Below are 26,172 nucleotides of genomic sequence, written 5' to 3'. Positions count from 1 at the left end.
ATAGGTGCATCTGTTTGAAGGAGAATGAGCCATGAATCTGCCGGTCGCGCCCGGAAAAAGCACCCACATCACCGTCGGTGAGGGCGGAGAAGCCCGGCAGATCGCGCTGGTTCACCGACAGGGGCGAGCAGCCGATTCCCCCATGCTCGTCTGGCTCGGCGGGTACCGGTCAGACATGAGCGGCACGAAGGCTCTGGAAATGGAGCGGCTGGCGGGAGAGCTCGGCCTGCCGTCCTTGCGTTTCGACTATTCCGGCCATGGCGTTTCTGGAGGCGCGTTTCGCGACGGCACGATCTCGCGCTGGCTGGAGGAAGCACTCGCCGTCATCAAGGCTTATCCGGCCAGAGACGTCATCCTTATCGGATCCTCGATGGGCGGGTGGATTGCCCTGCGAGCGCTTCAGGAACTTCGCAAGCAAAGCGAGATCGGGATAAAGGGCCTCGTCCTCATCGCTCCGGCGCCCGACTTCACGCATGACCTTATCGAGCCTGCGCTCAGCGAGACCGAACGCCAGTCGCTCCAAGAGCGCGGCTTTTTCGAAGAGCACTCTGAATATAGTCCCGAGCCGAATATCTTTACGCGTGATCTGATGGAGGACGGCTTCAGCAATCGCGTTCTGACCGGCATCATCGAAACCGGCTGCCCGGTTCACATTCTGCAAGGCATGAAGGATGCGGATGTCCCATTCCAGCATGCTCTGAAGCTCGTGGAATTCCTGCCTGCTGATGACGTCGTTCTGACACTGATCCGCGACGGTGATCACCGCCTGTCCCGACCGCAGGATATCGAGCGTATGCGGGCAGCAATCATCGGATTGATCTGATTTCCAGCCGCAACATTAGATGTTGCTGAAATGAATCGATCTTAACCATAAATTACGAGCAAGCTTGTTAATCTTTCGTTCATAATTGACACCGGCCCCCAGACGATCTTAACGTTTCGTTAGGATTTGAAGGGACGGGTTCATGATGTATGCCCAGAAGGCACGGCAATTGGCCGTGATCCTCGCGACTGTGCTTGTGTCGGCTTCAGCGGCTGTTCCGGCACCACGCACATCTTCGGCACAAATGATCGTGGGTGGTATTACCTCCCAGCCGATCGGCCATTATGAATTCTGCCAGCGCCTGCCTGCCGAGTGCGATCAGCGTTTTGCATCGACTCCCGCGCCAAAGGTTACGGAGTATGGCTGGGAAATGATCCAGCAGATCAATTTCTCAGTGAACCATCGCATTGAAGCCCGCACGGACATGGAAGTCTATGGCCGCGAAGAATATTGGGCCTATCCGGTGACGGCTGGCGATTGTGAAGATTACGCGCTCCAGAAGCGCAAGGAACTGAAGGACAAGGGCTTCTCGCTCGCGGACCTCCTGATCACCGTCGTCCGCAAGCCTGATGGCGAAGGTCATGCGGTCCTGACCGTCCGCACTTCAGAAGGTGACTTCGTGCTCGACAATCTTTCCGACGAGGTCAAGCTCTGGAGCGACACGCCCTACACGTTCCTCAAGCGCCAGGCGTCCTTCAACACGGGACGCTGGGTATCGATCGAGGATGGCCGCGAAGTGGTCGTCGGCGCATTGCGCTGAGAATTCACGCATTGAGCGTTTAAAGGCCGGGCGTTTGCTCGGCCTTTTTCGTTGAAGCGTCCGACCCGTCTGTCCTTACGAATTACCGATAAGGATACCGGCAGCGAGAACCAGCGAACCGCCAAAGACAACCTGGAAGACGGCACGCATGAACGGCGTTTCCATATATTTGTTCTGGATGAAGGCAATGGCCCAAAGTTCGATGAACACCACGATGGCGGCGACGATGGTGGCCGTCCAGAAATGCGGGATCAGGTAGGGAAGCGCATGACCCAGGCCACCAATGGTGGTCATGATGCCGCAGGCAAGGCCGCGCTTGAGCGGTGAGCCTCTGCCGGAAAGCTTTCCATCATCATGCGAGGCTTCCGTGAAACCCATGGAGATACCGGCACCGACCGAGGCCGAAAGACCAACAAGGAAGGTTTGCCAGGTATCCTGCGTGGCAAAGGCTGCAGCAAAAATCGGCGCCAGCGTCGAGACGGAGCCGTCCATCAGCCCCGCGAGACCAGGCTGGACATAGGTCAGAATGAACTGCCGGCGTTCGCCCGCGGCTTCCTCATCGCGCACTTCATCAGGCGTATGTTTCTCGCCCAGCATGTGCGCAATATCGCTGTGCCCCTGTTCCGCAAGAGCGAGATCGCCCAGCAATTGCCGGGTGGAGGCATCGGTCACACGCTTCTGCGCTTCCACGTAAAAACTATAGGCCTGCTGCTCCATGAGTTCGGCCTGCGCGCGGATCGTCTCCAGCGAAAGATTCTTGACCAGCCAATCAGGCTTGCGCTGATAGAAACCCCGCACGTGCTCACGCCGGATCAGCGGGATCTCTTCGCCGAACCTCTGTCGGAACTGGTTGATCAACATGTTGCGGTGGGTTTGCTCGACCTCGGCCATATCCCGGAAGACTTTTGCCGAAGCCGGCGCCTGTTCCTGCAGAGCCCGCGCGTAGGACAGATAGATGCGAGAGTCCTCTTCTTCGGACGAAATTGCCAGGGCAAGAATCTCGTCTTCGCTCAGGCTTTCGAACGGACGCCGGCCCGAGCCCCGGAACAAGTCAAACATGGTAGCCACCCTCTTTAGAATTATTCTAATCTTAGTCTTCTGTGAGAAGAAAGCAAGATGCTGCGGTGCGACGTATGGTCTGCGGCATTGCGACCAGTGCCTGCAGAGAGAGCGAAAGGAACTGTCGCGAACGCACGGTACACGCGTAACTTCTGTCATTTCCAACTTGCGACATCAGCAACAAAATGTTTTAGCAGAGCTCGATGTGAGCGAGACTCACCTGCATTACTGATGTGAAGGCATTGATTTCATGAACCGCAGAGCATTCTTTCGCCAAGCTGGTACTGCCGGCATTGGCGCCGCCGCCGCAACCGCCCTGGCAGCCCCGGCAATCGCCCAGGAAAATCCGGAAATCACTTGGCGCCTGACGTCCTCCTTCCCGAAGAGCCTGGACGTTCTGTTTGAAAGCGCGACGGAAATCGCCAAGAGCGTATCCGAAGCAACGGGCGGCAAGTTCAAGATCCAGACCTATGCGGCGGGTGAAATCGTTCCACCGCTTCAGGCAGCCGATGCAGTTTCTTCCGGAACGGTCGAGATGGCGCATACCTGCGCCTATTATTACGTCGGCAAGGACCCGACATTCGCACTGGGCACGGCCATTCCCTTCGGCCTCAATGCGCGGCTGACGAATTCATGGTTCACAGTGGGCGGCGGTAACGATCTGCTCAACCAGTTTCTAGCCGGTCATAATCTTTATGCCCTGCCTGCTGGCAATACGGGCGCGCAGATGGGCGGCTGGTTCCGCAAGGAAATCAAGACCGTCGACGACCTGAAAGGTCTGAAGATGCGCATCGCAGGTCTGGCCGGTCAGGTTCTGACAAAGGTCGGCGTCACCCCGCAGCAAATCGCTGGTGGCGATGTCTATGCCGCTCTGGAAAAGGGCACAATCGACGCGACGGAATTCGTCGGTCCTTATGACGATCACAAGCTCGGCTTCTACAAGGTTGCGAAGTACTACTACTACCCGGCCTTCTGGGAAGGCGGCCCGACGGTTCATGCATTCTTCAACCGCGAGAAGTTCAATGCGCTGCCGAAGAGCTATCAGCGTATTCTGACGGATGCTTGCGCACGCGTGAACGCGCTGATGCTGGAGCGTTACGACGCGCTGAATGCCAAGGCACTGCGCGAACTGGTGGCTCAGGGCGCCGTCCTGAAGCCCTTCAGCCAGGACATCATGGATGTATGCTACAAGGCCGCACAGGAAACCTATGCCGAAATCTCGGCCAAGAATGAGAATTTCAAGAAGATCTACGACAGCCAGCAGGCCTTCAAAAAGGATGGCTATCTCTGGATGCAGATCGCAGACTACAGCTTTGATACCTTCATGATGATGCAGCAGCGCAAAGGCACGCTGTAATCTTCACATGAAAAAGAACGCGGCGAGGCGTCGCCGCGTTCTTCAGAGAGGAATTCGATCAAGGATCAGTTGGATCCATCATTCGAACGGGCCTTGCCGCCCGAGTGGAGCTTGGTCGTGACAGTTTTACCGTCCGGCTCCTGTCCGTAGTAGGTTCCGCCCAAATGCCCACCGGCACTTGTATTGGCGACCTGCGCTTTTGCGCGTTCCTGCATTGCTTTCACATCGCTTTTCGACATTTTCGTCTCCATTGTTCGATGGGTTGCGAGAGAAAAACGATCGCCGTTGCGAGATGTTCCACCTTCCCGCCCGGACAAGAACGTGATCTTGGGCGACCTTGAACAGGTTCAAGGTCGCATTTGATCAGGCAGTTCGGGAATTTCGGTTCGTCTCGAAACCGAAAGGCACCCCCCCCCATGAAACATCTTCTCTCGCTTGCCGCACTTATTGCCAGCAGCGTCATCCCGTTCGCAGCCTCAGCCGAAACCAGCATTGGCTGGACCACCATCTCCATACCCTCACCCCAGCGTGGCAAACCTTTGTCCGTCGATGTCTGGTATCCATCGGATGCCAAGGCGCCGGAGATCCTGGTCGGCGACAACCGCATCTTCACCGGCGCGCCCGCAAAGCCGGATGCTGCCATCAACCCCGGCAAATACCCGCTCATCCTGCTGTCACACGGTTCCGGCTCCCGCGCCCAAGGCATGACATGGATTGCCGCACGTCTGGCTGAGAAAGGCTTTATCGTAGCCGGACCGGATCACCCCGGCACGACCAGCGGTGATTCCACGCCCATCGCCACACCACGGATCTGGGAGCGAACCCAGGATCTCTCCAACATCATCACCTGGATGGCCGGCGATGCGAAATGGGCGCCGTCCGTCCAGGCGTCGAAAATCGGCGTGCTTGGCTTCTCCCTTGGCGGCAGCACGGCGCTGGAAATCATTGGCGCGCGGGCCGATCTCAATGCCTATGCCGACTACTGCGATCGCTATAGCATGATGATGGATTGCCAGTGGTTTGCGGGCGGCTTCGGTTTCGTCGATGGCAAGCGCGTTGCCTCACCGGTCGTCAAACTGCGGGAGTTCGACAAGCGGTTCGAGCAATCGAACATCGATCCGCGCGTAACCTCCGCCGTCATTGTCGATCCCGGTCTAGCGCAGGCCTTCAAGCCGGAGAGCCTGAAGCAGATCACGACCAACACAACAATCATCAATCTGGGCAGCAGTGATACGTTACCCGCAGCGGTGGATGCGGCGAAACTCGTCGCCCAGATTGCGCGCGCGGCCTATCATCAGATTGCCGGCTCCAACCACTTCAGCTTCCTGCCGGTGTGCAAGGCGGGGGCGCAGGATTTCCTCTCCGAGGCCGGTGACGTTGATCCGATTTGCGCTGGCAAAGGCTTGCGCGAGCGCGCCGAGGTCCACATGGATGCAGCGAAACTGATTGTCGACGCGTTCGGAAAAGCAATGAACTAACCGATGCGCTTGTAGAAGAAGGTCGAATCGCAAAAACCGCCTTGCGGCCAGAGCGCGTAATCTGGAATGACGCCGACACGCTCCCAGCCGAAGCGGGGGTAGATTGCCTCCGCTTCGCTGCCAGTCGCCGTATCCAGTACCAGGATCGTGCGGCCGAGGCGCGCAGCCTCCTTCTCGACCGTCTCCATCAGCTTGCGGGAAAGACCAAGCCCGCGGGCCGACCGATGGACGAGAAGCTTCATGAGATCGCCGCGATGCGGCTGGTTGGGCTTCTGAGCAAGCCCCACCTGAACCGACCCGACGACCCTGCCCTCATGCTCCGCCACCGCGATCACGGTATGGCCAGCCGCGACAGACTTATGCACATCCAGCCAATAGGAACGCGCATCTTCAGGCGCAAAAGGCTGCATGAAGCCGAGCGACGCCCCACCGTTAACGCAATCGGCAAGCACCTCACAGAGATCGTCGATATAAGGCGTCATGTTCTCGGCCGCCAGTACATGGATTGTCGTCATGTCGAATACCTTTGTCAGCGCCTTCCGCGGTCCAGAATGACAGCGTAACGGACGGGTTTATCGGAAGGGTTGTGAAATTCGAAGGCGTCGCCGATATGCATGTAGAGGCAATCGCCGGACTGCATCTCATAGGTCTGGTCCGGCAGCACCATGTTCAGACGCCCCTCGAACAGCCACACATGTTGGGTCATCTCACGGCTTTCCTCGCGTGGCGGAAACGACACCCGTGCGCCGGCCGGAAACTCGACCTCGACGATATCGACAGCCGATGCGGTTCCCGGTGGAGAAACCGAACGCCGCAGGTAGCCGGTGACAGGGTCGCGCCACAGTCTTTGATTTTCGTGGCGGACAAAGGGGTCAGACGCCGGACTATCCGGCGCAAAGAAATGAGACAGGCTCAAACCAAGCGATTCGCATAGCCGCGCCAGAAGCGAGGCGGTGGGGCTGACCTCCCCTCGCTCGATGCGTGAGATCATGGCTCGGCTGACGCCGGAAGCTTTTGCCAGTTCGTCCAGCGTCAGGCCTTCACGTTGCCGCAGGATTTTCAGTCGGCTTCCCGTGGCTTCTTCGAATTGTTGCTGTGCGTCACTCATGGAGCAACGCTACAATTCCACTATAATAGAATCAAGAGGTCTTATATGCGAATTTTTATTTTGCGACCTGCGCGATCCAGTCGTTGAGATTGTAGTAGTTGGTGACGCGGGACACTTTACCGTCGCGCAGTTCAAAAAAGGCACCTGCTGGCAATTTGTAGGTCTGACCCTTGGCCTCCGGCAGCCCTTCATCGGTTGCAAGGTACTGCCCATTCACAATGAATTCTGCTGCCGCACGGATTCCTGTCTCGCTCGCCATGATCACCATGTCCGTGAGCGTTTCCTTGTAGCAGCGGTTCATGTGCTCCATGAAAGTCGCAAAGGCCGCCTTCCCTTCCTGCCGCTCACCCTGGTTAATGTCGTGCACTACGTCATCTGTCAGAAGGCTCAGGAAGGCGTCCATATCCTGCGCGTTGAAGGCATCGTAATAGGCGCGGATGATGTCGCTGGCGCTCATGCGGAAATTCCCTTTTTCTGGCAGCTTCAAATGATCTTGGCGCAAGGCTATAACGCGCCGATCAGGAACAGAACATAGTCTATGGCTCCCATCGTCAAATCCTTTTCCGGCAGCGACGCCACCCCCTTCTTTGACGACCTCGCCCGGTTGCGCATCACTGTCTTCCGGGAATTTCCCTATCTCTATGACGGGGACGCGACTTATGAGCAGGCCTATCTTGCGACCTATGCCCGCTCTGAAGGATCCGTTTTCGTGCTTGCTTTCGATGATGACGTCGTCGTTGGCGCGGCAACCGCAACACCGATGGCTACAGAGACGGATGAGGTGAAGGCTCCATTTCTCGCGAGCGGTCGTGATCCGCGGGATTTCCTGTACTTCGGCGAAAGCGTATTGCTGCCCGCCTATCGTGGACAGGGCATCGGCCTTGCCTTCTTCGAAGGACGGGAAAGACAGGCCAGAACGCTCGGGCTTCCGCATTGCACCTTCTGCGCCGTGGAACGACCGGCAGATCACCCGCGCCGCCCGAAGGATTATGTTCCCCTCAACCGCTTCTGGCAAAAGCGCGGCTATACGCATCACCCGGAGCTTCGCACGACATTCTCATGGCGCGATCTGGACGAAGACCGAGAAAGCCTGAAGCACCTTTCCTTCTGGATCAAGAGTTTGCCCGCATGACCATCACGCTTGCCGCCTGCCAGTATAAAATCGATCTCATCGAAAGCTGGGATGCCTACGTCGCCCATCTCACTGCGCTTGTCGAAGAAGCTGTCTCGCAAGGCGCGCAACTGCTTCTTCTGCCGGAATATGCAGGCCTCGTGCTGACCGGGCTATTGCCGGAGACCAAACGCAGCGATCTGCATCGGTCGATTGCGGGCATCCAGACCCTCGCTCCCGGCTGGATGCAGCTATGTGAAGATCTGGCCCGCAAGCATCGAATTGTCTTCCAACCGGGAACCATGCCGGTTCGTGATGCGGATGGACACTATCGCAATCGCGCCCCGCTCTTCGGCCCTGAAGGCTTGCTCGGCCATCAGGACAAGCAGATCATGACACGCTTCGAGCGCGAGAAATGGAATATTGCAAGGAGCGTTGAAGGTCTGAGAGCTTTCGATACGTCTCTTGGTCGCCTCGGCATCCTGATCTGCTACGATAACGAATTCCCTATGTTGGGCCGCAAGCTGGCGGAACTTGGCGTTGAGCTTGTACTTGCCCCCTCCTGCACGGATACGCTGGCTGGAAGCTTTCGTGTTCGAATCGGTGCGCAGGCGCGTGCGCTGGAAAATCAGTATGCCGTGCTCTCAGCCCCTACGGCGGGTGATGCACCATGGTCTCCGGCACTCGATGAAAACAAGGGGCGAGCCGCGCTCTATGTTCCGTCAGATTATGGCATGCCGCCCTCTGGAATCTTTGCCGAAAGCCAAAGCGACGATGTTGAGGAAAGCCACTGGCTCATCACGCAGATCGATCTGACGCAGGTTGCGCGGCTCAGGACGGAAGGTCAGGTGGCGACGCGGCGCGACTGGGCCGAGCAATTCTCAGAGCATGGCCAGTAAAAACGCCTTGTTTTCTGGCTTTTGAGTCAAATTCCCGCTTTGCGATGATACGGCTCGCTGCTATATGCGCCAGCCATGAGCACCGATCGCACGCCCCTTGACCACATCCGCAATTTTTCCATTGTCGCCCATATCGACCATGGCAAATCGACGCTGGCCGACCGCCTGATCCAATCCACGGGCGGCCTTGCCGAACGTGAGATGTCGGAACAGGTGCTTGATTCCATGGATATCGAGCGCGAGCGCGGCATTACGATCAAGGCGCAGACTGTCCGCCTTCACTACAAGGCGAACAACGGCGAGACCTATGTTCTCAACCTGATCGACACGCCCGGCCACGTGGACTTCGCCTACGAAGTCTCGCGTTCGCTATCGGCCTGCGAAGGTTCGCTTCTGGTCGTCGACGCCTCCCAGGGCGTGGAAGCCCAGACTCTCGCCAACGTCTATCAGGCGATTGACAACAATCATGAACTGGTGACCGTTCTCAACAAGATCGACCTGCCAGCCGCCGAGCCGGATCGCATCAAGGATCAGATCGAGGAAGTCATCGGCATCGACGCATCCGATGCAGTGCTGATTTCCGCCAAGACCGGCCTTGGTATTCCCGATGTCCTGGAGGCCATCGTCAACAAGCTGCCAGCGCCAAAGAGCGAAGGCGGCGAGAAGGCTCCCCTGAAGGCGCTGCTGGTCGATAGCTGGTACGATACCTATCTCGGCGTCATGGTCCTCGTGCGCATCATCGATGGTGTGCTGACCAAGGGCCAGCAGATCCGCATGATGGGCACCGGCGCAAAATACGGCGTCGAGCGCGTGGGCGTTCTGACCCCGAAGATGGTCAATGTGGATAGCCTCGGCCCCGGCGAGATCGGTTTCATCACCGCCTCCATCAAGGAAGTGGCCGATACGCGTGTTGGCGATACGATTACCGACGACAAGCGCCCGACCGAAAAGGCGCTGCCGGGCTTCAAGCCTGCCCAGCCGGTCGTGTTCTGCGGTCTCTTCCCGGTCGATGCCGCGGACTTCGAAGACCTGCGCGCTGCCATGGGCAAGCTGCGCCTGAACGACGCATCCTTCTCCTTTGAAATGGAAAGCTCTGCCGCTCTTGGCTTCGGCTTCCGTTGCGGCTTCCTGGGTCTGCTTCACCTCGAAATCATTCAGGAGCGCCTGGAGCGCGAGTTCAACCTCGATCTCGTCGCGACCGCGCCTTCGGTCGTCTACCAGATGACGCTGACGGACGGCTCCGAGAAGGAACTGCACAATCCGGCGGATATGCCGGATGTGGTCAAGATCGACGAGATCCGCGAGCCCTGGATCAAGGCGACCATTCTGACGCCGGACGAATATCTCGGTTCCGTTCTGAAGCTCTGCCAGGATCGCCGCGGCATCCAGACCGAACTGACCTATGTCGGCACGCGCGCCATGGTGACCTATGAGCTGCCTTTGAACGAAGTCGTGTTCGATTTCTACGATCGCCTGAAGTCGATCTCGAAGGGCTATGCTTCGTTCGACTACCAGATCACTGATTATCGTGCGGGCGATCTCGTCAAGATGTCGATCCTCGTCAACGGCGATCCGGTTGATGCGCTCTCCATGCTGGTTCACCGCTCGGCAGCGGATCGGCGCGGTCGCGGCATGTGCGAGAAGCTGAAGGAACTCATTCCGCCGCACATGTTCCAGATCCCGATCCAGGCCGCATTGGGCGGCAAGGTTATTGCCCGCGAAACGGTTCGCGCACTACGCAAGGACGTAACGGCCAAGTGCTACGGCGGCGACGCCACCCGTAAGCGCAAACTTCTGGAAAAGCAGAAGGAAGGCAAGAAGCGCATGCGTCAGTTCGGCAAGGTGGAGATTCCGCAGGAAGCCTTCATCGCAGCCTTGAAGATGAATGACGAGTGAGGCTTTTCACGGCTTCTGATCTTCGTCATACTCAGGCGTGCGGATCTGCGTGGTCTGCGCATCAAGGGGTAGGGTGTCATGGTTCAGACGTCGGGAAGACGGGATGATGTTCCGATCGATCGTCGCCTTTTAGCAGAAGCGAACGATCTTAAGCTTGATGTGACCCGCGCCGCCGAAGACGGCATCACGCGCGCAATTCGCGCTGAGAAGGAGCGGCTTTGGCGCATTGAAAATGCCGAGGCCATTGCCGCATCGAACGATTACCTTGAAAGGCATGGACTGCCGCTGGCCAAATATCGGCTGTTTTGGGGGCTCGGTTCTGGGTTCATCGGTTGGGAACTGACGGTGCTCTGGCGCTTGATCTTCAGGCGAACATCTTCGACGGTTTAAACACCCGCGTTATGGCACCGCTCGTCCACCATGCAGATGTTGCTCGACTGATACCAAGGCTTAACCCGCGCTTTGAGATTGGCGGAGACGTTTACGTCCTGATGACCCAGTTCATTGGTGCCGTTCCGCTGAAGGATCTGGGTGAGCGCCTCATCGATTTGTCTCACCGATCAGACGATATTACTGCGGCGACCGATTCTCTATTTCAGGGCTTTTAAACATCAAATGACCCCATGGCCGAAGCCACGGGGTCACAATCCCAGCCATTATGGTTTGATTACCGCGCCGGTGTCATACCCTGAAAGGCGGGAGCCTGTTCAAGCTGCTCGCGCGTGACGTTCAAGACTATCCTCTGTGGAAGACCATCTTCGCCAATCTTGGCTGTATCGGGTGCAGCCTTGGTGTTCGCGCCGGCCGCCATCTGGCTGTTGCCAGTCGCAGGCGCTGCAGGGGTGTTGGTAGAGGCGGTTGTTTCACCCGACACGGCCGGTGTCTGGTCAGCAGCCTTATTGGCCTGATCCTGCGTCATGCCAGGGCCAAGCTGTAATGCGCTCATATCGACTGCAACGTCCTTCTGGTTGATGCCAAGAAAGCCGCCAACACCGACGATTACCGCGTTAATGCTTCCATCCTGGCTAACGAGCACATCGCCGATCTCGCCAATGCTTTCGCCACCTGTGGTGTAAACCGACTTACCTTCAAGATCGCTGACCCGCCAGGCGCCCTGTCCAGGAACTGTGATGAAGGGGCCTTCCGTGGTTGCTTGAGTGCTGCGGGGCGCATCGGCCATGCCGCCATGCGCATTGTTCTGGTTCGTTGCCTGCCCTTGCTCAGGGGTGATTGGCGCGGTCGTCTGCGCTTGCGCCATCGCGGACAGTGGCAATGCAACCGCGACTGCGAGGGCTGCGAAACAGGTTTTCGTGTGATTGGTCATGGGTGCCTCCTGTATGCTTCAAGAAAGCACAACAGAAGGGATGCCGGCTTGTTCCATCACAGAATGACAAGCCGACAGGAGAGCCTACGAATCCGAGAGGAAAGCGTCTCAGGCCGTTGCGACGGTCGTGTCGTCGATTGAAGCCTCGGCTGCATTCTTCTGGATCGACTCGATCGCCTTCATCGCGGAAGCCTTGGCCTTGTAGCCTTCCGAGGCGAACATGGTCTCACCATTGGTTGCCTTGTAGCGAAAACGGAATTCGCCAGCCTTGTCCTTGTACAGTTCGAACTTTGCCATGCCACGTCCTCCAGGTTTTATAAGTACATCCGAACTGTATTAACTGGCCTGACGGTCTTCAAGCTTCTTCTTGAGCGCGCGCGATTTCCCCGCCTATGGCCGAACGTGTCTATGATGCATAAGGTATTCACCATCATCAGGGAGGCTGTGCCGAGACAATGAACGAGAAGCCCCGAATCGCCATCCGCTACTGCACGCAATGCAACTGGCTGCTCAGATCTGCCTGGATGGCGCAGGAACTCCTTCAAACCTTCAGTGATAGCATCGCAGAGGTGGCGCTGATCCCCGGAACCGGCGGCGTGTTCGACATCCGCGTCAATGACGAGCTCATCTGGGAACGCGTCAGAGATGGTGGATTTCCAGGTCCGAAGGATCTTAAACAGCGCGTTCGGGACATCATAGAACCGGGACGGGATCTCGGTCACGTTGACCGAACCACGAATAAAAACAATGGGGATAGCGGTTCCGCCAGTTGACCTTTGCCGCCATTTTTGACAGCCGCCATGCGTCGCACAAATTAATTTCGCATCTGACACAGAAAGTTCAAAAACGCCGTTGACAGGGGCGGCTCAGACCAGTACATCGCTCCTCGTCGCCCAGATGGCGGAATTGGTAGACGCGCCAGCTTCAGGTGCTGGTACTCGCAAGGGTGTGGAGGTTCGAGTCCTCTTCTGGGCACCAATTTCGGTTCAGGTTGATCCTCTCGGATCCTTGAATATCAAACAAAAAGCCCGGCTTGCCGGGCTTTTTTTGTTGCCTTTTTTTCACCAAACCAGCGGTTTGGCACGGGACATCATCCCGTCGTTTCCGATGTCAATGCGGCAGATCGTAAGGGTTCAATCCGGGCACCCAGGGCCGATTGGGCAGTTGCGTGCCGGTATAGGTGACCCCGTCCTTCTCGCATCTCCAGGCAGCAACAGGAAAATCCGGAAAGACATCGCGGCGATCAAAACGACGATAGAGCGTCGCAGGCTGGCAATCACCGCTGTCCGAAGTCTCCACAAGGCTTTTCTGCGGTTTGACGCCGGGGAGATCCTTGAATGTCGGAACCGGATTTCGAAGTTGCGGCTTGCCCTGTTCCGCCCCCGCAGCGGCAGGAAGAATGGTCATCAATGCCAGCAGTGTCATCGCAAGTTTACGCGGCGTCATCGTCGATACTCCGGTCGTCGTCCTTTATATAGGAAAGACTCCGGACAAACACCAACAGCGCGATTGATGACCTTCACGTGAAGGTTTCAGAAAGGTGTCCGGAAGCCGGTCGGCCGATCGTAGAGCCACCCGATCCGCTCTATGGCAGCCTTCAGGTTCTCACGCGCAACCGTCATCGTATGGCCGTTGGCATGAAGAAGCGTTTCCTCATCTTCCATGATGCCGACATGCCCCTTCCAGAACACGAGATCGCCCCGCTTCAGCGCGTCCTGAGTGATCTCGCGTCCGAAGGCGGCCAACATGTCAGAATCGCGCGGAGCTTTCATCCCGGCCATCATCATGGCGAGTTGCACGAGACCGGAACAATCGATCCCGAAACCTGAGCGTCCACCCCAGAGATAGGGCGTGTTCAGAAACTCTGCGGCAATCGCTACGTAATCGGCATGCACCTCTTCGCCGATCGGAACGCAATGTTTCGCGATGATCGCACCACCGGTCGCGAGCAGGAAATAGCGGGTACCGCGCGTTTCCGCCTCGCCGGTCACGGTTACGCGGCTGCCAAGAGAAAGGGCATGAAGCGGTACTTTGCGCAGTTCCGCTTCCGGATAGACGAAGGTTCGGGGAACGCTGATCCAGTGGGTGGGAACTGCCCGCGGCGTGACGTCGCTTTCCGGCAGGTATCCCACATAACCGTCCTCCTCAGCCTGAACCCAGGCCCAGCCGTCCCTCCGGTCGAACACGCGAACGGGCTCGCCAAACAAAAGCTGCGTATCGATGCCGCGAGACAGATCAGGCGCTGGGCGCAGGTCGGTCACAGGAATGCCGATAGTTGCTGCCTCCCCTTCCACATAGCGGTCTGCCGTCACCTGCCCTTCGAGACGTTGATCGGCAAGATCCGGCCGGAAGGCGAAAAGACGACGATCGAGGGGTGACGACATGATGAACCTCATGGAGCATTGCGGCGCGCTTCCTTGCGGATCAGGTCGCCGAGTTTTTCAAGATAGAGCGCACCGGCCAAGGTACGCTTGATGATGACGTTGCGGCGATCTGCCGGATCTCGCTCACGCTCGACCAGTTGAAGAGCGCCCAGGCTATCCAGGGCGCGCGTGATGACGGGCTTCGTGACGCCAAGGGTCGAAGCCAGGGCCCGCACCGTGTGGGGCGGCGGAACCAGATAGATGTGGAGAAGAATGGAGATTTGCCGCAACGTAAGATCCTGACCGTCTTGCCGGACCTGCTCCAGCACGACGCGGTGCCAGAGGCCCAGTGCCTCGGTTGCCGTTAACTCCGCGGGCATTCCGTCTCCCGATTCCCCTTTTGCAGGCGGCACTCTCGCTCAATGCCGCCTGTGATGCAACGGGGGATGCAACTGGGGATGCAACTGGGATGCACCCCATCAGCCAAGGGCGGAAATATGCCGGAACAGGGCGCGAATGGCCTGCGCCTCACCGCCCACAGGGCCATGCGGCTTCTCGGTCGGCGACCAGGCAAAGATATCGAAATGCACCCAGCTTTCAGCGTTCGATACGAAGCGTTTGAGAAACAGGGCCGCCGTAATGGCACCGGCCATGCCGCCCGAAGGCGCATTGGTGATGTCTGCCGCGCGGGAGCGGATGTCCTTTTCGTATCCTTTGAACAACGGCAGCCGCCAGATCGGATCGGCTTCCTCGAGCGACGCTGAGCCAAGTGCGGATGCAAGGGCCTCGTCGTCGGTGAAGAATGGCGGCAGGTCCGGCCCCAGCGCAACGCGCGCGGCACCGGTCAGGGTCGCCATGTCGATCATCAGGTCCGGAGTTTCCTCATCGGCATAGGCGAGTGCATCCGCCAGAATCAATCGCCCTTCCGCATCGGTATTGTCGATCTGGACCGAAATACCCTTGCGGCTGCGGTAGATATCCCCTGGTCGGAAGGCATTGGCAGAGATCGAGTTCTCCACGGCGGGAACAAGAACTCGCAGGTCGAGATCCAGCTCAGCACCCATGATCATGCAGGCGAGTGCCTGGACATTTGCCGCGCCCCCCATATCCTTCTTCATAAGCAGCATGGAAGCCGCGGGCTTGATGTCGAGGCCGCCTGTATCGAAACAGACGCCCTTGCCGACAAGCGTGACCTTCTTTGCGCCTTTTCGTCCCCACCGCATCTCCAAAAGTCGCGGCGCCTCGGCACTCGCCCGACCAACCGTGTGAATGAGCGGAAAGTTCTGGGCCAAAAGATCATCGCCGACGACGGCCTTCACGGTCGCACCGTAATGCGTGCCGATGGCATGGAAGACTTCGCCAAGCCGCTCTGGCCCCATGTCGTTGGTGGGCGTATTGACGAGATCCCGGGCCAGAAACACCGCTTGGAGGGTTCGTTCAAGCGCCGCCCGATCAACGCTCTCGGCAAGGGCAAGGAAGGCTTCCGGCGTCTTTCCCGTCTTGTAGGTATCGAAACTGTAGCCGCCGAGACCGAAGCCCAGGGCCGCCTGCTGCGGATCAAGGGAGGGGGCTTCCAATCGCCAAACACCGGCGGTAAGCAGGCGCGCCAGCTTGCCGCAGGCAAACGGGGCCTCCTCAGGGTTCTTGCCAAGACCGAAGACGGCTCCCTTCAGTGTCGCCCCATCTCCTTGGAGCAGAAGAAAACTGCCCGCCTCAGCCTTGAACCCGGCTGCGCGCGCCCACGTCTCGTCGACCTTTGAGAGGACACCTGTTTCCAGTTCGGCGGGCGTAACGGCATAGACCGTCAACGCCTTTGGATCGGAGGCAACGAAGGGTGACGGTCTTTCGATGAACTGATACGGCAGCATGGCGTCTTTCAACAGTGCGATTAACGATCTGTTAGGGTTAACAGATTATTGCTTGAGGTCATACAGCGCCATCTTCAGTTCGGAAAAATCCGCTGCTTCATGGTGCACAGAGACTGGATTTCAGGCCATGACACGCACCTTCTTCACGTTTGCAGCCGAACGCCATTTCTGGATCAAAGCCCTTTGCGGCGTGGTGCTGCCGATCTCGCTCGCATCCTGCGCGACATCCACACCAAAGAATGATCGAATCACCACCGGCTCCATCCCGACGCAGACGCAGTCCCTGAACTTCGGCAAGCCGCTCGAACAGATGACCGCGGCAGAGCTTGCACAGGCCGAACAGACAGCTGGCAACGCCTATGAACGTTCTCCCAAGGACAAGACCATCGGGCTTGCTTATGCCAACGTTCTTCGCATGACTGGAAAGAACACGCAGGCGCTGGCCGTCATGCAGCAGGTGGCGATTGCCCATCCAAGCGATCGTGACGTTCTGGCCGCCTATGGGAAGGCGCAGGCGGCTGCCGGCCAGCTTGAGCAGGCCTTGGCAACCATCAGCCGTGCGCAGACGCCCGATCGTCCCGACTGGCGCCTCTATTCCGCAGAGGGTGCCGTTCTTGACCAGTTGGGGCGCTCTGATGAGGCACGCCAGAAATACAAACTCGCACTCGAAAGCCAGCCAAGCGAACCAAGCGTCATGTCGAATCTCGGCATGTCCTATGTCCTGTCGGGCGATCTGAAGACGGCGGAAAACTATCTCCGCTCCGCATCCAAGCTTCCAACAGCGGATAGCCGGGTTCGCCAGAACCTTTCGCTCGTCGTGGGCTTGCAGGGCCGCTTTTCCGAAGCGGAGCAGATTGCACGGCAGGAACTCAGCCAGACACAGGCAAATGCCAACGTCACCTATCTGCGCTCCATGCTTTCCCAGCAGAATACCTGGGCCAAGCTTTCGGACAACAGGAGCGCGAAAGCGGATAACGCGACCAATTGATCAAGCCGCACTTCCTTGAACATCGCATCCAATGAAAAGGGCCGCTCCGGTTTTGGAGCGGCCCTTTCAACTTGTACCAGGATCAATCAAGCCTACTTAGATCCTTTCCGCTTTTCTTCGAAACACGAAAAGGATTTATCTATTTGTTTTTACGCAATTCCGGACGCAAAACCGCTATGCACTTTTTCTGGAATTGCTCTAGAAGCGGTCAGACACCTGAATACCCGCGGGGCCGAGGATGACGGCGATCAGAACCGGCAGGAAGAACACGATCATGGGAACCGTGAGCTTCGGTGGTAGTGCTGCAGCCTTCTTTTCAGCCTCGTTCATCCGCTCGTCGCGACCTTCCTGCGCCAGAACGCGAAGAGCCTGAGCCACCGGCGTTCCATAGCGGTCGGCCTGGATGAGCGCCGTCGTTACCGCCTTGACGATGTCGAGCTGGGTGCGGATGGCAAGGTTCTCGAGTGCAATGCGCCTGTCGGGAAGGAAGGAAAGCTCAGCCGTGGTCAGAACCATTTCTTCGGCCAGAGGTGCTGATTGCTGCGCAATTTCTTCCGCCACGCGGCGCATGGCAGCTTCAAGGGATATGCCGGACTCGACGCATATCAACATCAGATCGAGCGCATCGGGCCATGCGCGCTTGATGGATGCCTGCCGCTTGGTGATGCGGTTCGAGACGAAGATGTTCGGTGCGTAAAAGCCGATATAGGCCGCAGCAATCGCCACGAACAGACGTACGGCAAACGGCCTTTCCGCCATGTTGCCAAGGCCGAAAATCCAAAAGCCGACGATTGCCAGGAACACGAACGGAAGCAGGAAGCGCGCGGCCAGAAACACGTTCAGGGCGTTCTGTGTGCGAAGACCCGCTGCCTTCAAGCGATTGACCGTATTATCGTCGACAAGCGCCTTGCGAAGGTTGAAACGCTCGACGATCTGCATCGCGGAAGTGTTGTTCTGTGTCCTCAGCGTTGCCCGGCTGGTCTCCGAATTCATCCTGGCACGCTCGCGCAGGCGCATCTGCTCGCGCTCGCTGGAAACCGCCTTCATCCGCTTGTTGAGATCGCGTCCCTCGAAAAGCGGCAGGACGAGCGTATAGATGGTGGCAAAGACGGCAACTGCGACAAGCACGGCCAGCAACATTGCCGGATCGGTGAGGCTGGCAGCCATTTCTTCCGACATATCAGACCTCAGATGTCAAAGTTGATCATATTGCGCATGATGAAGATCCCCACTGCCATCCAGAAACCTGAGAACAGAAGGATGATATGACCTCGCGCATCGGTGAAAAGGATCGAGATGTAGTGTGGCGAGGTCAGGTAAACGAGCGTTGCCACGATGAAGGGAAGCGCGCCGATGATGACAGCGGACGCCTTGGCTTCCATTGAAAGCGCCTTGACCTTGGCCTTCATCTTGCGGCGCTCACGCAGAACCTTGGCCAGGTTCTGAAGCGCTTCGGAAAGATTGCCACCCGCCTGAGACTGGATCGTGATGACGATCGAGAAGAAATTGACCTCGGACAGAGGCATGGTCAGGAGCATACGGGCGCAAGCTTCGGGAACGCTGAGACCCACCTGCTGCGCCTCGATCACACGCCGGAATTCGCTCTTCACCGGTTCCTGGCCATCGGTGGCAATCAGTCGGATCGCATCGTTCAAAGGCAAGCCGGACCGGATGGAGCGCACCATGACTTCCAGTGCGTTCGGCAATTCTTCGAGGAACTTGTCCTGACGCCGCTTGATGAGAAACCCGATCACCCAGCGCGGCAAGCCTACGGCTGCGACAAAGCCCAGGCCAAGAATGGCGACCAGCGGCATTCCGGCCATCAGACACATCAGGGCGACAAGACCACCGAACAGGGCGCTGAATGTATAGAAGCGACCGAGCGTCAGTGGCAGACCGGAACGAGGCAGCTTTGCCTTCATGCTCTGGTCGCCGAACTTCTTGTCCTTTTCCTTTTGTTTCTTTTCAAGATCCTTCAAGGATTCCTGCATCGATTTGCGACGCTTGGAAAGCTCCTGGACCCGATCTTTCGCGGCCTTTACTTGCGCACGATCGCCCTCACCGGCTGCTACCTTGTGAACACGCGTGGTCGTCTTCTTTTCCACCTCGATGCGGGAAAAGAGAAAGGCGTAGGCCAGTCCTGAAGCGGCAATGGCAACGAGGCCCGCAAGGGCGATGACAGTCAGATCCATTGCCGGCCTCTCCTCTTATCAGTTGGTCTTGACTTCCATCTGGTCCAGCGCCGCAGCCAGACGCCGCTCTTCGTTGTAGTAGCGGGCGCGATCCCAGAAATGCGGCTTTGCGATACCGGTTGAAACATGGCGGCCAATGATGCGGCCCGCCGCGTCTTCGCCTTCCATCTCGTATCGAACGAGATCCTGCGTGACGATGACGTCACCTTCCATGCCCACCACTTCGGTGATGTGGGTGATGCGGCGTGTACCATCACGCAGACGCGCGGCCTGGACAATGACATCCACCGAACCGGATATGATTTCGCGCACCGTCTTGGCGGGCAGACTGAAGCCACCCATCGCGATCATCGATTCCATACGGCTGAGGCACTCGCGCGGCGTGTTGGCGTGGATCGTCCCCATGGAACCGTCATGACCGGTGTTCATCGCCTGCAACAGGTCGAAAACCTCCGGTCCGCGCACTTCACCGACGATGATGCGTTCCGGGCGCATACGAAGGCAGTTCTTGACGAGATCACGCATGGTGATTTCGCCCTCGCCTTCAATATTGGGTGGCCGGGTTTCAAGCCTCACGACATGCGGCTGCTGCAGCTGCAATTCAGCCGTATCTTCGCAGGTGATGATGCGCTCGTGTCCGTCGATATAGCGCGTCAGGCAGTTGAGAAGTGTTGTCTTACCAGAGCCTGTACCGCCAGAAATGACAACGTTACAGCGCACGCGTCCGATGATCTGCAGAACGGCCGCGCCCTCCGGCGTGATAGAGCCGAACTTGACCAACTGATCGAGCGTCAGCTTGTCCTTTTTGAACTTGCGAATGGTCAGGGCGGGGCCGTCGAGAGACAGTGGCGGTGCAATAACGTTCACACGCGAACCGTCCGGCAGGCGGGCGTCGCAGATGGGCGAGGATTCATCGACACGTCGGCCGACCTGGCTGACGATCCGCTGGCAGATCGACAAGAGCTGGCTGTTGTCGCGGAACCGGATTTCCGATTCAATCGTCTTGCCGCCCACTTCGATAAAGGTCTGGCCCGCGCCGTTGACCATGATATCGGCAATGTCGTCGCGCGCCAGCAGGGGCTCCAGAGGCCCGTAGCCAAGAACGTCGTTGCAGATGTCCTCGAGCAGTTCTTCCTGCTCGGCAATCGACATCGCAAAGTTCTTGATCGTGATGATATCGTTGACGATATCGCGAATTTCTTCACGGGCGCTTTCGCCGTCGAGCTTGGCAAGCTGCGAGAGATCGATCGTGTCGATCAGGGCAGAAAAGACCTGCGCCTTCGTATCGTAATAGCCCTCGTCGCGTGCAGGACGGCGGCGCTGCCCTGCTCCGGGCGCAAGCGGAGGCGTTGTGACGGATTGGCGAACCTGTGCTGCCGCACCACTTCCGATATCGAGGAGGAGATCGGTCGACCCGCCAGCCTGAACGCCTTGGCCGGTCGAGGCCGCTGCCGGCTGAACAGGCTGAGGCACCGCCGTCGGGGGAGCCGACTTGCCGAAGCCTTCATGTCCACGTTTTCCAAACATCCTGCGATCCAGTTCCTAAACCTGATGTCAGTCTTACTTGCGAGCGAGCAACCCCAGCACCTTGCTGAGACCACCCTTCCTGATCTTCTTTGCCGAGTTACGACCCGTCACCACATGGGCGATCTGTGAGAAGGTTTCCGCCGTCGGCGATTTCGCATCGAGTTCGGAAATCATGCGACCACTGTTTGCGGCATTGCCGAACAGCTGGGCGTCGAACGGAATGATGGCAATCGGTTCGACTTCCAGCGGCTGCAGAAAATCGGATGGAGTTATCTCCGGACGCTTCGGCATGCCGACCTGATTGAGGACCAGGTGCGGCGCCTTGTCATTGGGGCGCAGCTTCTTCAGGGCATCCAGCAAGTTCTTCGTGTTGCGCAGGTTGGCGAGGTCCGGCGTTGCGGTGATTACGATTTCGTCGACTTCCGCCAATAGCGAGCGCGTCCATTCGTTCCAGGCATGTGGAACATCCAGAACCGCGACCGGAGCGCTGCGTTGGAGGACCTCCACGACCGGCTGGAAAGCCGCGCGATCAAAATCATAGGCGCGGTCCAGCAATGACGGCGCAGCCAGCAGCGACAGGTGTTCGGAGCATTTTGTCAGCAGACGGTCGAGAAAGACTTCGTCCAGTCGTTCCGGGGCATAGACCGCTTCGGCAATACCCTGAGCCGGATCCTGATCAAAGTCGATATTCGCGGTTCCATAGGCCAGATCGAGATCGGCAAGGATCGTTTCGGTGGAGAAGAGTGACGAAATGCCGAAGGCGCAGTTATGCGCTATCGTGGAAGATCCCACGCCGCCCTTTGCGCCGATGAAGGCAATGGAACGACCGAGCGGTTCTGCTTCCGGATCAACGAAGATCGCTGCGATTGCACCCAACAGATCCTGCATCTTCACCGGCCCGACAAGATATTCGGAAATGCCGTTCCGAATCAGGTCGCGATACAGAGAAATGTCGTTATGCCTGCCAATGACGATCACCCGCGTCGAGGGATCGCAAACCTGTGCCAGCGGAGCAAGCTCCGTCAGCACATCGGCCGGTTCAGCATCGGTTTCAAGGATGATCAGATTGGGCGTCGGTGCCGCGGCAAACATGTTTGCTGCCGCATCCGTGCTGCCACTGGTAACGCGGAGGTTCACCTTGGACATGCGGCGGTCCTGACCCAGACGCTCCACCACCCGGTGCATCGTATCTGTCTCACAGAATGCATGCACGGAAATGCGCGGCAGCGGACGCAGCGCCTCCAGATCAGCGGGGCGGCTGTGTTCCTCGATTGCCTCTGGCGATCCGCCCGGCGTCCGGATCTCGTAATCGATCGCGCTCATGTCAGCTTACCTACTCAGTTCGAGTTGATCGTGATCGTCGTGCTGTTCGTGCTCGTCCCGCGATAGGTGCTGATCACCTTGGAACGCTGAACGGCATCAATCGGGGTCTGCGCGCGCGGCCCGAGAAGATCTGTCGGGCTTTCGAGCTGGGCAGCCAGGTTGTTTTGCGAAGCGCAACCGAAATTATACCAGTTACGATTGCCAAAGGTATTGTCGGACAAGTCTTCCGGCCATTCTCCGCAAGCTCCGGTCACGGCCTTGGTGGCGATGAAGGAGAGCCGGATGGGGGCGGCATCGTTATGGCCGCCGGCGCTGTAGCGTGCCATGACGATCCGGTCGCCACGAATTCCAGCCGTTTGCAGGGTCTTCCGGATATCGCCAGCCATGTGCGCAGCCGCACCAGCGTTGACCGATCCCTGCGGTACCTGGATCTGCATGAAACCGGCAGACGAGTTGGCAAAGTTCTGTGCGAATCCCTTGACCGTGTCGCGCATACCGATCGTCATGCGGCTATCATTTGCGCCGACGGGGATATCCAGTGCGGTCTGTGCGTCCGTCAGAACGATTGGGTGACGCTCGCGGTAGTCCATGGGGATGGAGCCGGTGGTCAGTTGGCTATTGCCACAGCCCGTCAAAAGGGCGGTGGAAACGATCAGGAGAGCCGGAGCAATGGATTTCGTAAACATTCTCGTGCCTCTCACTTATAGATGAAACCAACGGCGCCATGGTAGGGAGCGGCCGGAACGGGATCTTTTCGTCCGTAGATCTTGTTGACGCGGTTGAGGAAATACATTGCGGCATCGTTTTCGGGATTGAAGTTGTCATCCGGGCGCGCAAGCTGATTGCGGGCAACCGGACGCACCAGATACGGCGTCGCGATGATGACGAGTTCCGTCTCGTTGCGGATGAAATCCTTGCTGCGGAAAAGCGTGCCCAATACCGGCACCTTGGAGATACCCGGCAGTCCGGACATGGCCTGGCGGACATTGTCCTGAACAAGACCGGCAATCACGATCGAACCGCCCGATGGGAGTTCGACGGATGTCGATGCCTCGCGCTTGCGGATCGAAAGGTAAGTGTTGCCCGGTACAGAGAGCGAGGAGCCGTTGCCGGTCGTCGCAGAACCTTCGTATGTGGGCTCGGAAACATTGGTCTCGATATTGAGGGCAATGCGTCCGGCCGAGAGAACGACCGGCTTGAAGTTCAGCTCGACTCCATAATTGACAGTCTCGAGGCTCCGCGAAACCGTAGGACGGTTCGTCGTGGTATCCAGCGACACCTCCTGCTGGCCTGCCAGTCGGAATTCGCCACCGACGTAGAACTTAGCCTGCTGGCCCGATATGGCTGTCAGGCTGGGCTCCGCGAGCGTTCGCATGACACCTGCCTGCTCCATGGCGTTGACATAGGTCGAGATCGCAGTGGTTCCGATCGAACCGACGACGCCACCCAGGCCGCCAACTGCCGCCGCGTTGCCAAGGTTGACCGGATTGGCAAACGAGATGCCACCGCTGGCCGAGCTGCCCGTCGTCTGCACCGAACCATTGAAGCCCAGTTGCTTCAGCACCTGCCGGTTGACCTCGGCGACGGTGACCTTCAGCGTTACCTGATCCTCACCCTGAATGGTCAAAAGGTTAACGATCTGGGATGTCTGGCGTTCTTCGGCATAGATCGCGACACCCTGCTGATTACCGCCGCCCGAAGCGGTGCGATTTCTCGTCGTTGCTTCACCACCCTTGAGGAAGGCCTGCGCCAGCTTTTCCGCCTGCGCGGCATCCTGCGGCGTGCGGACAGTACCGGTCAACACGATGTTGTCCGAGACGATTTCGACCTTGATATCGGATTCGGGTAGAAAACGCCGCAAATTAGCCTGAAGACCATCGATATCGCGCTCGACTTCCAGATCCAGGCTGACGATCTCCTGCCCGCCGGGGCCAAAGATGAAGATATTCGTCTGGCCGACCGACTTTCCGAACAGATAGATCCGGCGTGACGTTCTTGTCACCGCGTCGGCCAAGGCAGGATCGGCAACAAGGATGTCATGCGCATCCTGCGGCAGATCAACGACCAAGGCCTTGTTCAGGCCAAGCTTCAGCCGCTTGTGCACGCCCTTCCCCGATTCCGAGATCCGCACGATACTGTCCGAAGCGGCTTCGGCGGTATCCGTCGACCGGAGAACCGCCAGATCCGATAGGGCAAGGCAGACGCTCAAGGAAGCGACTGCGGAGGCTCTGTAAATTCTTTTCCAGGATGTCACGGTGACCGCTCCCTCAAATCTTAACGCTGGACCGAGCCGGTGGTGTTCATATTGACGATGGAGCCTGATTTGATGATCTGCACCTCGCCCTTTCCGCCACCGGCCAGCAAATGGTCAGCAAATTGCGTGTCCGAGTCCTGCACGTCGGCAATGGATCGCAACGACAGCGTCAGGCGGTCTGCCATCTGCTGCGCGACCGCAATGACGCGCGCCTGATCGGGAGTAAGTTCCAGAGTCGCGGTCGTGCCGATGACCGCCTGCGATCCGTCTTCCTTCTGCTCGATGCGCTGATCGATCGCCAGAACCCGGATGTTGTTGAGAACGTTTTCGGTGGAGTAGCTGCCCTGCTCGTTCTTGCGAACCATGATGACATCGACGCGGTCGTTCGGGAGTACAAAGCCGCCAGCGCCGGTCGCGACGGAAATTTCGGTTGCAACGGCGCGCTTGCCGCTGGGGAGAATGGACGACATGATCCGATTGGATGAATCCGCTACCTTTTCGGCGCGAACCGGCTCGCCCGCAAACAGCGGAAGGCGCACGATGGCGCCGTTCAGTTCCTCGATCGCCTTTGGCCTTGCGCTCTCGGTGATGAAGCCTTCCACCACGCCGCCTTCCGGCCAGGCCATCCAGTGGATCGATTTTTCATTGAGGCGTGCCCCGACGGGGAGATTGGCCGATGAGACAAGGACATTGGTTGTCGGCTCCTTGCGGATGACCTCCAACGGCGTCTCGACAACAGTCTTCTCACCTGACAGCCTCAAGGCCAGCATACCGGCAAGGCCGGCTGCAACCACAGCGACGGTAAGAATGATCAGACGGGCGGGTTTCATGGCAAATCCTTGACGGGACCAACTGGTTCCCCGCAGGTTTGACCGCGAATGGTGTAATTATAGTTAACGTCTGCCTAGGAGACATGGTTAAGCAGAGTTTAAATCAATTTGTTGCAAGTCTTCGAACTCAGGAAGCCACCAAAAAGATCGGCGCCTGCGGCATGGCCATGAGCGCACCGGCAGCAATCGCTATCCCATAGGGTATCTTTTTCGCCGTCGTCAGCGATGCGGGCAGCCAGACGCCGCGATCGGTCACCAAATGCGATTTCCAACGGATTGCGAGTATGGCGAGGGTCAGAACCCCGCCAGCAAACGCCACATTGACGAGGAAGACCAGGAGAGCCGGTGTCAGGCCGAACCAGAGTGCCAGTGCCGTCAGCAGCTTTGCGTCGCCGCCACCCATCACGTTCAGCACGAAGAGCAAAAAACAAACCGCGAAAACCGCGACGGCCACTCCGAGGGAGTAGCCTATCGCGGCCGCGGACATATCAGAAAGCCAAGCGGCTAGAATGAATAGACATACAATTGTCAAGCTAAGCCAATTGGGGATCTTCATGGTTAGAAGGTCACCTAGGGCTGCATAAATCAACAACAGTGAGATCGCCAGAAATAATATCTCGCTCACACTATTTCCCATACTACGAACGAAATCCGCATCAGTACTGTTGAATTCATGAAACCGAATTCATTCAACTTAGCTGATTAGGTGATCAGGTTTTGGAACCCTTATCCAGGTATGTGGAAATGTTAGTGAACTGGTTGTTCAGCTTGTTACCGAGCGCGCTGGCGCCAGCAATGAGGGCAACCGAAATCAGGGCGGCGATCAGACCATATTCAATGGCCGTTGCACCCGACTCTTCCTTTACGAAACGTGCGAAAATCTTGGACATGCGTCTCTCCTAACTCCGGGGATCTCTATTCTCAGCATTGCCGACAACTGTTGTCCGCTGTTCGGTGAGCCCAAATTACGGAGAGGCGATTTCCATTCACTTAAAAAATCTGGTTACGTTTC

30 protein-coding genes, 1 tRNA gene and 1 pseudogene are annotated in these 26,172 nt (G+C 58.0%); 12 read left to right on the top strand and 20 right to left on the bottom strand.

Annotated features, from left to right (window positions below; genetic code table 11):
* Window positions 1–31 precede the first annotated feature (31 nt).
* Together ASD54_RS13370 and ASD54_RS13365 are read left to right on the top strand one after the other, a co-directional pair.
* The gene (locus ASD54_RS13370; protein ID WP_062555093.1) at window positions 32–823 is read left to right on the top strand and encodes an alpha/beta hydrolase; all 792 of its coding nucleotides are present in this window, start codon (window positions 32–34) and stop codon (window positions 821–823) included.
* Window positions 824–965: 142 nt separating this feature from the next.
* Entirely contained in the window at window positions 966–1,583 is a 618-nt protein-coding gene (locus ASD54_RS13365; protein WP_062555092.1) for a transglutaminase-like cysteine peptidase, read from the top strand.
* Between the two features lie 75 nt (window positions 1,584–1,658).
* On the opposite strand, the gene mbfA is transcribed toward ASD54_RS13365, so the two are convergent.
* A complete protein-coding gene (gene mbfA / locus ASD54_RS13360; protein WP_062555091.1) occupies window positions 1,659–2,642 on the bottom strand; it encodes an iron exporter MbfA in 984 nt (327 codons plus the stop codon).
* A 250-nt stretch (window positions 2,643–2,892) separates the two neighbouring features.
* On the opposite strand from mbfA, the gene ASD54_RS13355 reads away from it, so the two are divergent.
* Window positions 2,893–3,999 (top strand): TRAP transporter substrate-binding protein, encoded by a 1,107-nt coding sequence (locus ASD54_RS13355; protein WP_062555090.1) that lies wholly within the window; start codon window positions 2,893–2,895, stop codon window positions 3,997–3,999.
* A 65-nt stretch (window positions 4,000–4,064) separates the two neighbouring features.
* Here the strand turns inward: ASD54_RS13355 and ASD54_RS26965 are convergent, their stop codons facing one another.
* Window positions 4,065–4,238, bottom strand: coding sequence for a hypothetical protein (locus ASD54_RS26965; RefSeq protein WP_165133378.1), 174 nt, complete (start codon window positions 4,236–4,238; stop codon window positions 4,065–4,067).
* Window positions 4,239–4,415: 177 nt separating this feature from the next.
* Between ASD54_RS26965 and ASD54_RS13350 the strand changes: the two genes are divergently transcribed.
* The gene (locus tag ASD54_RS13350) at window positions 4,416–5,477 is read left to right on the top strand and encodes an alpha/beta fold hydrolase (RefSeq protein ID WP_062555089.1); all 1,062 of its coding nucleotides are present in this window, start codon (window positions 4,416–4,418) and stop codon (window positions 5,475–5,477) included.
* On the opposite strand, the gene ASD54_RS13345 is transcribed toward ASD54_RS13350, so the two are convergent.
* The 3 genes from ASD54_RS13345 to ASD54_RS13335 are packed head-to-tail and all read right to left on the bottom strand — an operon-like array spanning window position 5,474 to window position 7,042.
* Window positions 5,474–5,992, bottom strand: a complete 519-nt coding sequence (locus ASD54_RS13345) for a GNAT family N-acetyltransferase (RefSeq protein ID WP_062555088.1) — start codon at window positions 5,990–5,992, stop codon at window positions 5,474–5,476. The genes ASD54_RS13350 and ASD54_RS13345 overlap by 4 nt on opposite strands.
* A gap of 14 nt (window positions 5,993–6,006) precedes the next feature.
* On the bottom strand, window positions 6,007–6,585 hold the full coding sequence (locus tag ASD54_RS13340; protein ID WP_062555087.1) for a helix-turn-helix transcriptional regulator: 579 nt from the start codon (window positions 6,583–6,585) through the stop codon (window positions 6,007–6,009).
* 55 nt (window positions 6,586–6,640) lie between these two features.
* Window positions 6,641–7,042 carry a ketosteroid isomerase-related protein gene (locus ASD54_RS13335; protein ID WP_062555086.1) on the bottom strand — a complete coding sequence of 134 codons (402 nt, stop codon included), beginning with the start codon at window positions 7,040–7,042 and terminating at the stop codon, window positions 6,641–6,643.
* Window positions 7,043–7,123: 81 nt separating this feature from the next.
* Between ASD54_RS13335 and ASD54_RS13330 the strand changes: the two genes are divergently transcribed.
* The 5 genes and pseudogenes from ASD54_RS13330 to ASD54_RS13310 all read left to right on the top strand — a co-directional run bounded on the left by ASD54_RS13330 (window position 7,124) and on the right by ASD54_RS13310 (window position 11,099).
* Window positions 7,124–7,717, top strand: a complete 594-nt coding sequence (locus ASD54_RS13330; RefSeq protein ID WP_062555085.1) for a GNAT family N-acetyltransferase — start codon at window positions 7,124–7,126, stop codon at window positions 7,715–7,717.
* Entirely contained in the window at window positions 7,714–8,595 is an 882-nt protein-coding gene (locus ASD54_RS13325) for a carbon-nitrogen hydrolase family protein (RefSeq protein ID WP_062555084.1), read from the top strand. The genes ASD54_RS13330 and ASD54_RS13325 overlap by 4 nt, the downstream gene beginning before the upstream one ends.
* A 75-nt stretch (window positions 8,596–8,670) precedes the next feature.
* Window positions 8,671–10,491, top strand: a complete 1,821-nt coding sequence (gene lepA / locus ASD54_RS13320) for a translation elongation factor 4 (RefSeq protein ID WP_062555083.1) — start codon at window positions 8,671–8,673, stop codon at window positions 10,489–10,491.
* 78 nt (window positions 10,492–10,569) lie between these two features.
* Window positions 10,570–10,797, top strand: a pseudogene (locus ASD54_RS13315) (type II toxin-antitoxin system CcdA family antitoxin); the annotation flags it as partial.
* Between the two features lie 95 nt (window positions 10,798–10,892).
* Window positions 10,893–11,099: a CcdB family protein gene (locus tag ASD54_RS13310; protein WP_244484754.1), complete on the top strand. Its 207-nt coding sequence runs from the start codon at window positions 10,893–10,895 to the stop codon at window positions 11,097–11,099.
* Between the two features lie 59 nt (window positions 11,100–11,158).
* Here the strand turns inward: ASD54_RS13310 and ASD54_RS13305 are convergent, their stop codons facing one another.
* Both ASD54_RS13305 and ASD54_RS13300 read right to left on the bottom strand, forming a co-directional pair.
* Entirely contained in the window at window positions 11,159–11,815 is a 657-nt protein-coding gene (locus tag ASD54_RS13305; protein ID WP_062555081.1) for a PRC-barrel domain-containing protein, read from the bottom strand.
* 108 nt (window positions 11,816–11,923) lie between these two features.
* Window positions 11,924–12,112, bottom strand: coding sequence for a DUF1508 domain-containing protein (locus ASD54_RS13300; protein ID WP_062555080.1), 189 nt, complete (start codon window positions 12,110–12,112; stop codon window positions 11,924–11,926).
* 158 nt (window positions 12,113–12,270) lie between these two features.
* On the opposite strand from ASD54_RS13300, the gene ASD54_RS13295 reads away from it, so the two are divergent.
* Window positions 12,271–12,588, top strand: a complete 318-nt coding sequence (locus ASD54_RS13295; protein ID WP_062555079.1) for a SelT/SelW/SelH family protein — start codon at window positions 12,271–12,273, stop codon at window positions 12,586–12,588.
* 118 nt (window positions 12,589–12,706) lie between these two features.
* Window positions 12,707–12,793, top strand: a tRNA-Leu gene (locus tag ASD54_RS13290).
* Between the two features lie 132 nt (window positions 12,794–12,925).
* Here ASD54_RS13290 and ASD54_RS13285 read toward each other — a convergent pair.
* From ASD54_RS13285 to ASD54_RS13270, 4 genes are all read right to left on the bottom strand, one after another.
* Window positions 12,926–13,261, bottom strand: coding sequence for a hypothetical protein (locus tag ASD54_RS13285; RefSeq protein ID WP_062555078.1), 336 nt, complete (start codon window positions 13,259–13,261; stop codon window positions 12,926–12,928).
* An 86-nt stretch (window positions 13,262–13,347) separates the two neighbouring features.
* On the bottom strand, window positions 13,348–14,199 hold the full coding sequence (locus ASD54_RS13280) for an NlpC/P60 family protein (protein ID WP_062555466.1): 852 nt from the start codon (window positions 14,197–14,199) through the stop codon (window positions 13,348–13,350).
* An 8-nt stretch (window positions 14,200–14,207) separates the two neighbouring features.
* Window positions 14,208–14,558 (bottom strand): MarR family winged helix-turn-helix transcriptional regulator, encoded by a 351-nt coding sequence (locus ASD54_RS13275; protein ID WP_062555077.1) that lies wholly within the window; start codon window positions 14,556–14,558, stop codon window positions 14,208–14,210.
* A 99-nt stretch (window positions 14,559–14,657) separates the two neighbouring features.
* Entirely contained in the window at window positions 14,658–16,046 is a 1,389-nt protein-coding gene (locus ASD54_RS13270) for a leucyl aminopeptidase family protein (RefSeq protein ID WP_062555076.1), read from the bottom strand.
* 127 nt (window positions 16,047–16,173) lie between these two features.
* Between ASD54_RS13270 and ASD54_RS13265 the strand changes: the two genes are divergently transcribed.
* The gene (locus tag ASD54_RS13265) at window positions 16,174–17,034 is read left to right on the top strand and encodes a tetratricopeptide repeat protein (protein WP_156379220.1); all 861 of its coding nucleotides are present in this window, start codon (window positions 16,174–16,176) and stop codon (window positions 17,032–17,034) included.
* Between the two features lie 198 nt (window positions 17,035–17,232).
* On the opposite strand, the gene ASD54_RS13260 is transcribed toward ASD54_RS13265, so the two are convergent.
* The 9 genes from ASD54_RS13260 to ASD54_RS13220 form a co-directional block, all read right to left on the bottom strand.
* On the bottom strand, window positions 17,233–18,213 hold the full coding sequence (locus ASD54_RS13260; RefSeq protein WP_062555075.1) for a type II secretion system F family protein: 981 nt from the start codon (window positions 18,211–18,213) through the stop codon (window positions 17,233–17,235).
* Window positions 18,214–18,221: 8 nt separating this feature from the next.
* Window positions 18,222–19,226: a type II secretion system F family protein gene (locus ASD54_RS13255; protein WP_062555074.1), complete on the bottom strand. Its 1,005-nt coding sequence runs from the start codon at window positions 19,224–19,226 to the stop codon at window positions 18,222–18,224.
* An 18-nt stretch (window positions 19,227–19,244) separates the two neighbouring features.
* On the bottom strand, window positions 19,245–20,753 hold the full coding sequence (locus tag ASD54_RS13250; RefSeq protein ID WP_062555073.1) for a CpaF family protein: 1,509 nt from the start codon (window positions 20,751–20,753) through the stop codon (window positions 19,245–19,247).
* A 33-nt stretch (window positions 20,754–20,786) separates the two neighbouring features.
* Complete coding sequence (locus ASD54_RS13245; protein ID WP_062555072.1) at window positions 20,787–22,076, bottom strand: CpaE family protein; 1,290 nt, start codon at window positions 22,074–22,076, stop codon at window positions 20,787–20,789.
* A gap of 14 nt (window positions 22,077–22,090) precedes the next feature.
* Window positions 22,091–22,762: a CpaD family pilus assembly protein gene (locus ASD54_RS13240; protein ID WP_062555071.1), complete on the bottom strand. Its 672-nt coding sequence runs from the start codon at window positions 22,760–22,762 to the stop codon at window positions 22,091–22,093.
* Between the two features lie 11 nt (window positions 22,763–22,773).
* Window positions 22,774–24,330 (bottom strand): type II and III secretion system protein family protein, encoded by a 1,557-nt coding sequence (locus tag ASD54_RS13235; RefSeq protein WP_062555070.1) that lies wholly within the window; start codon window positions 24,328–24,330, stop codon window positions 22,774–22,776.
* A 20-nt stretch (window positions 24,331–24,350) separates the two neighbouring features.
* Window positions 24,351–25,160 carry a Flp pilus assembly protein CpaB gene (gene cpaB / locus ASD54_RS13230; RefSeq protein ID WP_062555069.1) on the bottom strand — a complete coding sequence of 270 codons (810 nt, stop codon included), beginning with the start codon at window positions 25,158–25,160 and terminating at the stop codon, window positions 24,351–24,353.
* Between the two features lie 127 nt (window positions 25,161–25,287).
* A complete protein-coding gene (locus tag ASD54_RS13225; protein ID WP_062555068.1) occupies window positions 25,288–25,797 on the bottom strand; it encodes a prepilin peptidase in 510 nt (169 codons plus the stop codon).
* A 73-nt stretch (window positions 25,798–25,870) separates the two neighbouring features.
* A complete protein-coding gene (locus ASD54_RS13220; protein WP_062555067.1) occupies window positions 25,871–26,050 on the bottom strand; it encodes a Flp family type IVb pilin in 180 nt (59 codons plus the stop codon).
* Window positions 26,051–26,172 lie beyond the last annotated feature (122 nt).

Origin of the sequence: Rhizobium sp. Root149 (genome assembly GCF_001427345.1) — a bacterium.
Classification (GTDB): Bacteria; Pseudomonadota; Alphaproteobacteria; order Rhizobiales; family Rhizobiaceae; genus Neorhizobium; species Neorhizobium rhizoryzae.
Note: the sequence above shows the minus strand (reverse complement) of the source record. Positions and strands in the feature narration are given on the sequence as shown.

What these genes read in the sequence shown, in the direction of transcription:
- ASD54_RS13350 (WP_062555089.1), top strand. Translation starts at nt 4,416, where the DNA reads ATGAAACATCTTCTCTCGCTTGCCGCACTTATTGCCAGCAGCGTCATC.
- ASD54_RS13275 (WP_062555077.1), bottom strand. Translation starts at nt 14,558, where the DNA reads ATGCCCGCGGAGTTAACGGCAACCGAGGCACTGGGCCTCTGGCACCGC.
- ASD54_RS13325 (WP_062555084.1), top strand. Translation starts at nt 7,714, where the DNA reads ATGACCATCACGCTTGCCGCCTGCCAGTATAAAATCGATCTCATCGAA.
- ASD54_RS13285 (WP_062555078.1), bottom strand. Translation starts at nt 13,261, where the DNA reads ATGACGCCGCGTAAACTTGCGATGACACTGCTGGCATTGATGACCATT.
- ASD54_RS13280 (WP_062555466.1), bottom strand. Translation starts at nt 14,199, where the DNA reads ATGTCGTCACCCCTCGATCGTCGTCTTTTCGCCTTCCGGCCGGATCTT.
- ASD54_RS13250 (WP_062555073.1), bottom strand. Translation starts at nt 20,753, where the DNA reads ATGTTTGGAAAACGTGGACATGAAGGCTTCGGCAAGTCGGCTCCCCCG.
- ASD54_RS13245 (WP_062555072.1), bottom strand. Translation starts at nt 22,076, where the DNA reads ATGAGCGCGATCGATTACGAGATCCGGACGCCGGGCGGATCGCCAGAG.
- ASD54_RS13365 (WP_062555092.1), top strand. Translation starts at nt 966, where the DNA reads ATGATGTATGCCCAGAAGGCACGGCAATTGGCCGTGATCCTCGCGACT.
- ASD54_RS13295 (WP_062555079.1), top strand. Translation starts at nt 12,271, where the DNA reads ATGAACGAGAAGCCCCGAATCGCCATCCGCTACTGCACGCAATGCAAC.
- ASD54_RS13255 (WP_062555074.1), bottom strand. Translation starts at nt 19,226, where the DNA reads ATGGATCTGACTGTCATCGCCCTTGCGGGCCTCGTTGCCATTGCCGCT.
- ASD54_RS13270 (WP_062555076.1), bottom strand. Translation starts at nt 16,046, where the DNA reads ATGCTGCCGTATCAGTTCATCGAAAGACCGTCACCCTTCGTTGCCTCC.
- ASD54_RS13220 (WP_062555067.1), bottom strand. Translation starts at nt 26,050, where the DNA reads ATGTCCAAGATTTTCGCACGTTTCGTAAAGGAAGAGTCGGGTGCAACG.
- ASD54_RS26965 (WP_165133378.1), bottom strand. Translation starts at nt 4,238, where the DNA reads ATGTCGAAAAGCGATGTGAAAGCAATGCAGGAACGCGCAAAAGCGCAG.
- mbfA (WP_062555091.1), bottom strand. Translation starts at nt 2,642, where the DNA reads ATGTTTGACTTGTTCCGGGGCTCGGGCCGGCGTCCGTTCGAAAGCCTG.
- ASD54_RS13260 (WP_062555075.1), bottom strand. Translation starts at nt 18,213, where the DNA reads ATGTCGGAAGAAATGGCTGCCAGCCTCACCGATCCGGCAATGTTGCTG.
- ASD54_RS13355 (WP_062555090.1), top strand. Translation starts at nt 2,893, where the DNA reads ATGAACCGCAGAGCATTCTTTCGCCAAGCTGGTACTGCCGGCATTGGC.
- ASD54_RS13305 (WP_062555081.1), bottom strand. Translation starts at nt 11,815, where the DNA reads ATGACCAATCACACGAAAACCTGTTTCGCAGCCCTCGCAGTCGCGGTT.
- ASD54_RS13265 (WP_156379220.1), top strand. Translation starts at nt 16,174, where the DNA reads ATGACACGCACCTTCTTCACGTTTGCAGCCGAACGCCATTTCTGGATC.
- ASD54_RS13310 (WP_244484754.1), top strand. Translation starts at nt 10,893, where the DNA reads ATGGCACCGCTCGTCCACCATGCAGATGTTGCTCGACTGATACCAAGG.
- ASD54_RS13330 (WP_062555085.1), top strand. Translation starts at nt 7,124, where the DNA reads ATGGCTCCCATCGTCAAATCCTTTTCCGGCAGCGACGCCACCCCCTTC.
- lepA (WP_062555083.1), top strand. Translation starts at nt 8,671, where the DNA reads ATGAGCACCGATCGCACGCCCCTTGACCACATCCGCAATTTTTCCATT.
- ASD54_RS13335 (WP_062555086.1), bottom strand. Translation starts at nt 7,042, where the DNA reads ATGAGCGCCAGCGACATCATCCGCGCCTATTACGATGCCTTCAACGCG.
- ASD54_RS13345 (WP_062555088.1), bottom strand. Translation starts at nt 5,992, where the DNA reads ATGACGACAATCCATGTACTGGCGGCCGAGAACATGACGCCTTATATC.
- ASD54_RS13240 (WP_062555071.1), bottom strand. Translation starts at nt 22,762, where the DNA reads ATGTTTACGAAATCCATTGCTCCGGCTCTCCTGATCGTTTCCACCGCC.
- ASD54_RS13370 (WP_062555093.1), top strand. Translation starts at nt 32, where the DNA reads ATGAATCTGCCGGTCGCGCCCGGAAAAAGCACCCACATCACCGTCGGT.
- ASD54_RS13340 (WP_062555087.1), bottom strand. Translation starts at nt 6,585, where the DNA reads ATGAGTGACGCACAGCAACAATTCGAAGAAGCCACGGGAAGCCGACTG.
- ASD54_RS13225 (WP_062555068.1), bottom strand. Translation starts at nt 25,797, where the DNA reads ATGGGAAATAGTGTGAGCGAGATATTATTTCTGGCGATCTCACTGTTG.
- cpaB (WP_062555069.1), bottom strand. Translation starts at nt 25,160, where the DNA reads ATGAAACCCGCCCGTCTGATCATTCTTACCGTCGCTGTGGTTGCAGCC.
- ASD54_RS13300 (WP_062555080.1), bottom strand. Translation starts at nt 12,112, where the DNA reads ATGGCAAAGTTCGAACTGTACAAGGACAAGGCTGGCGAATTCCGTTTT.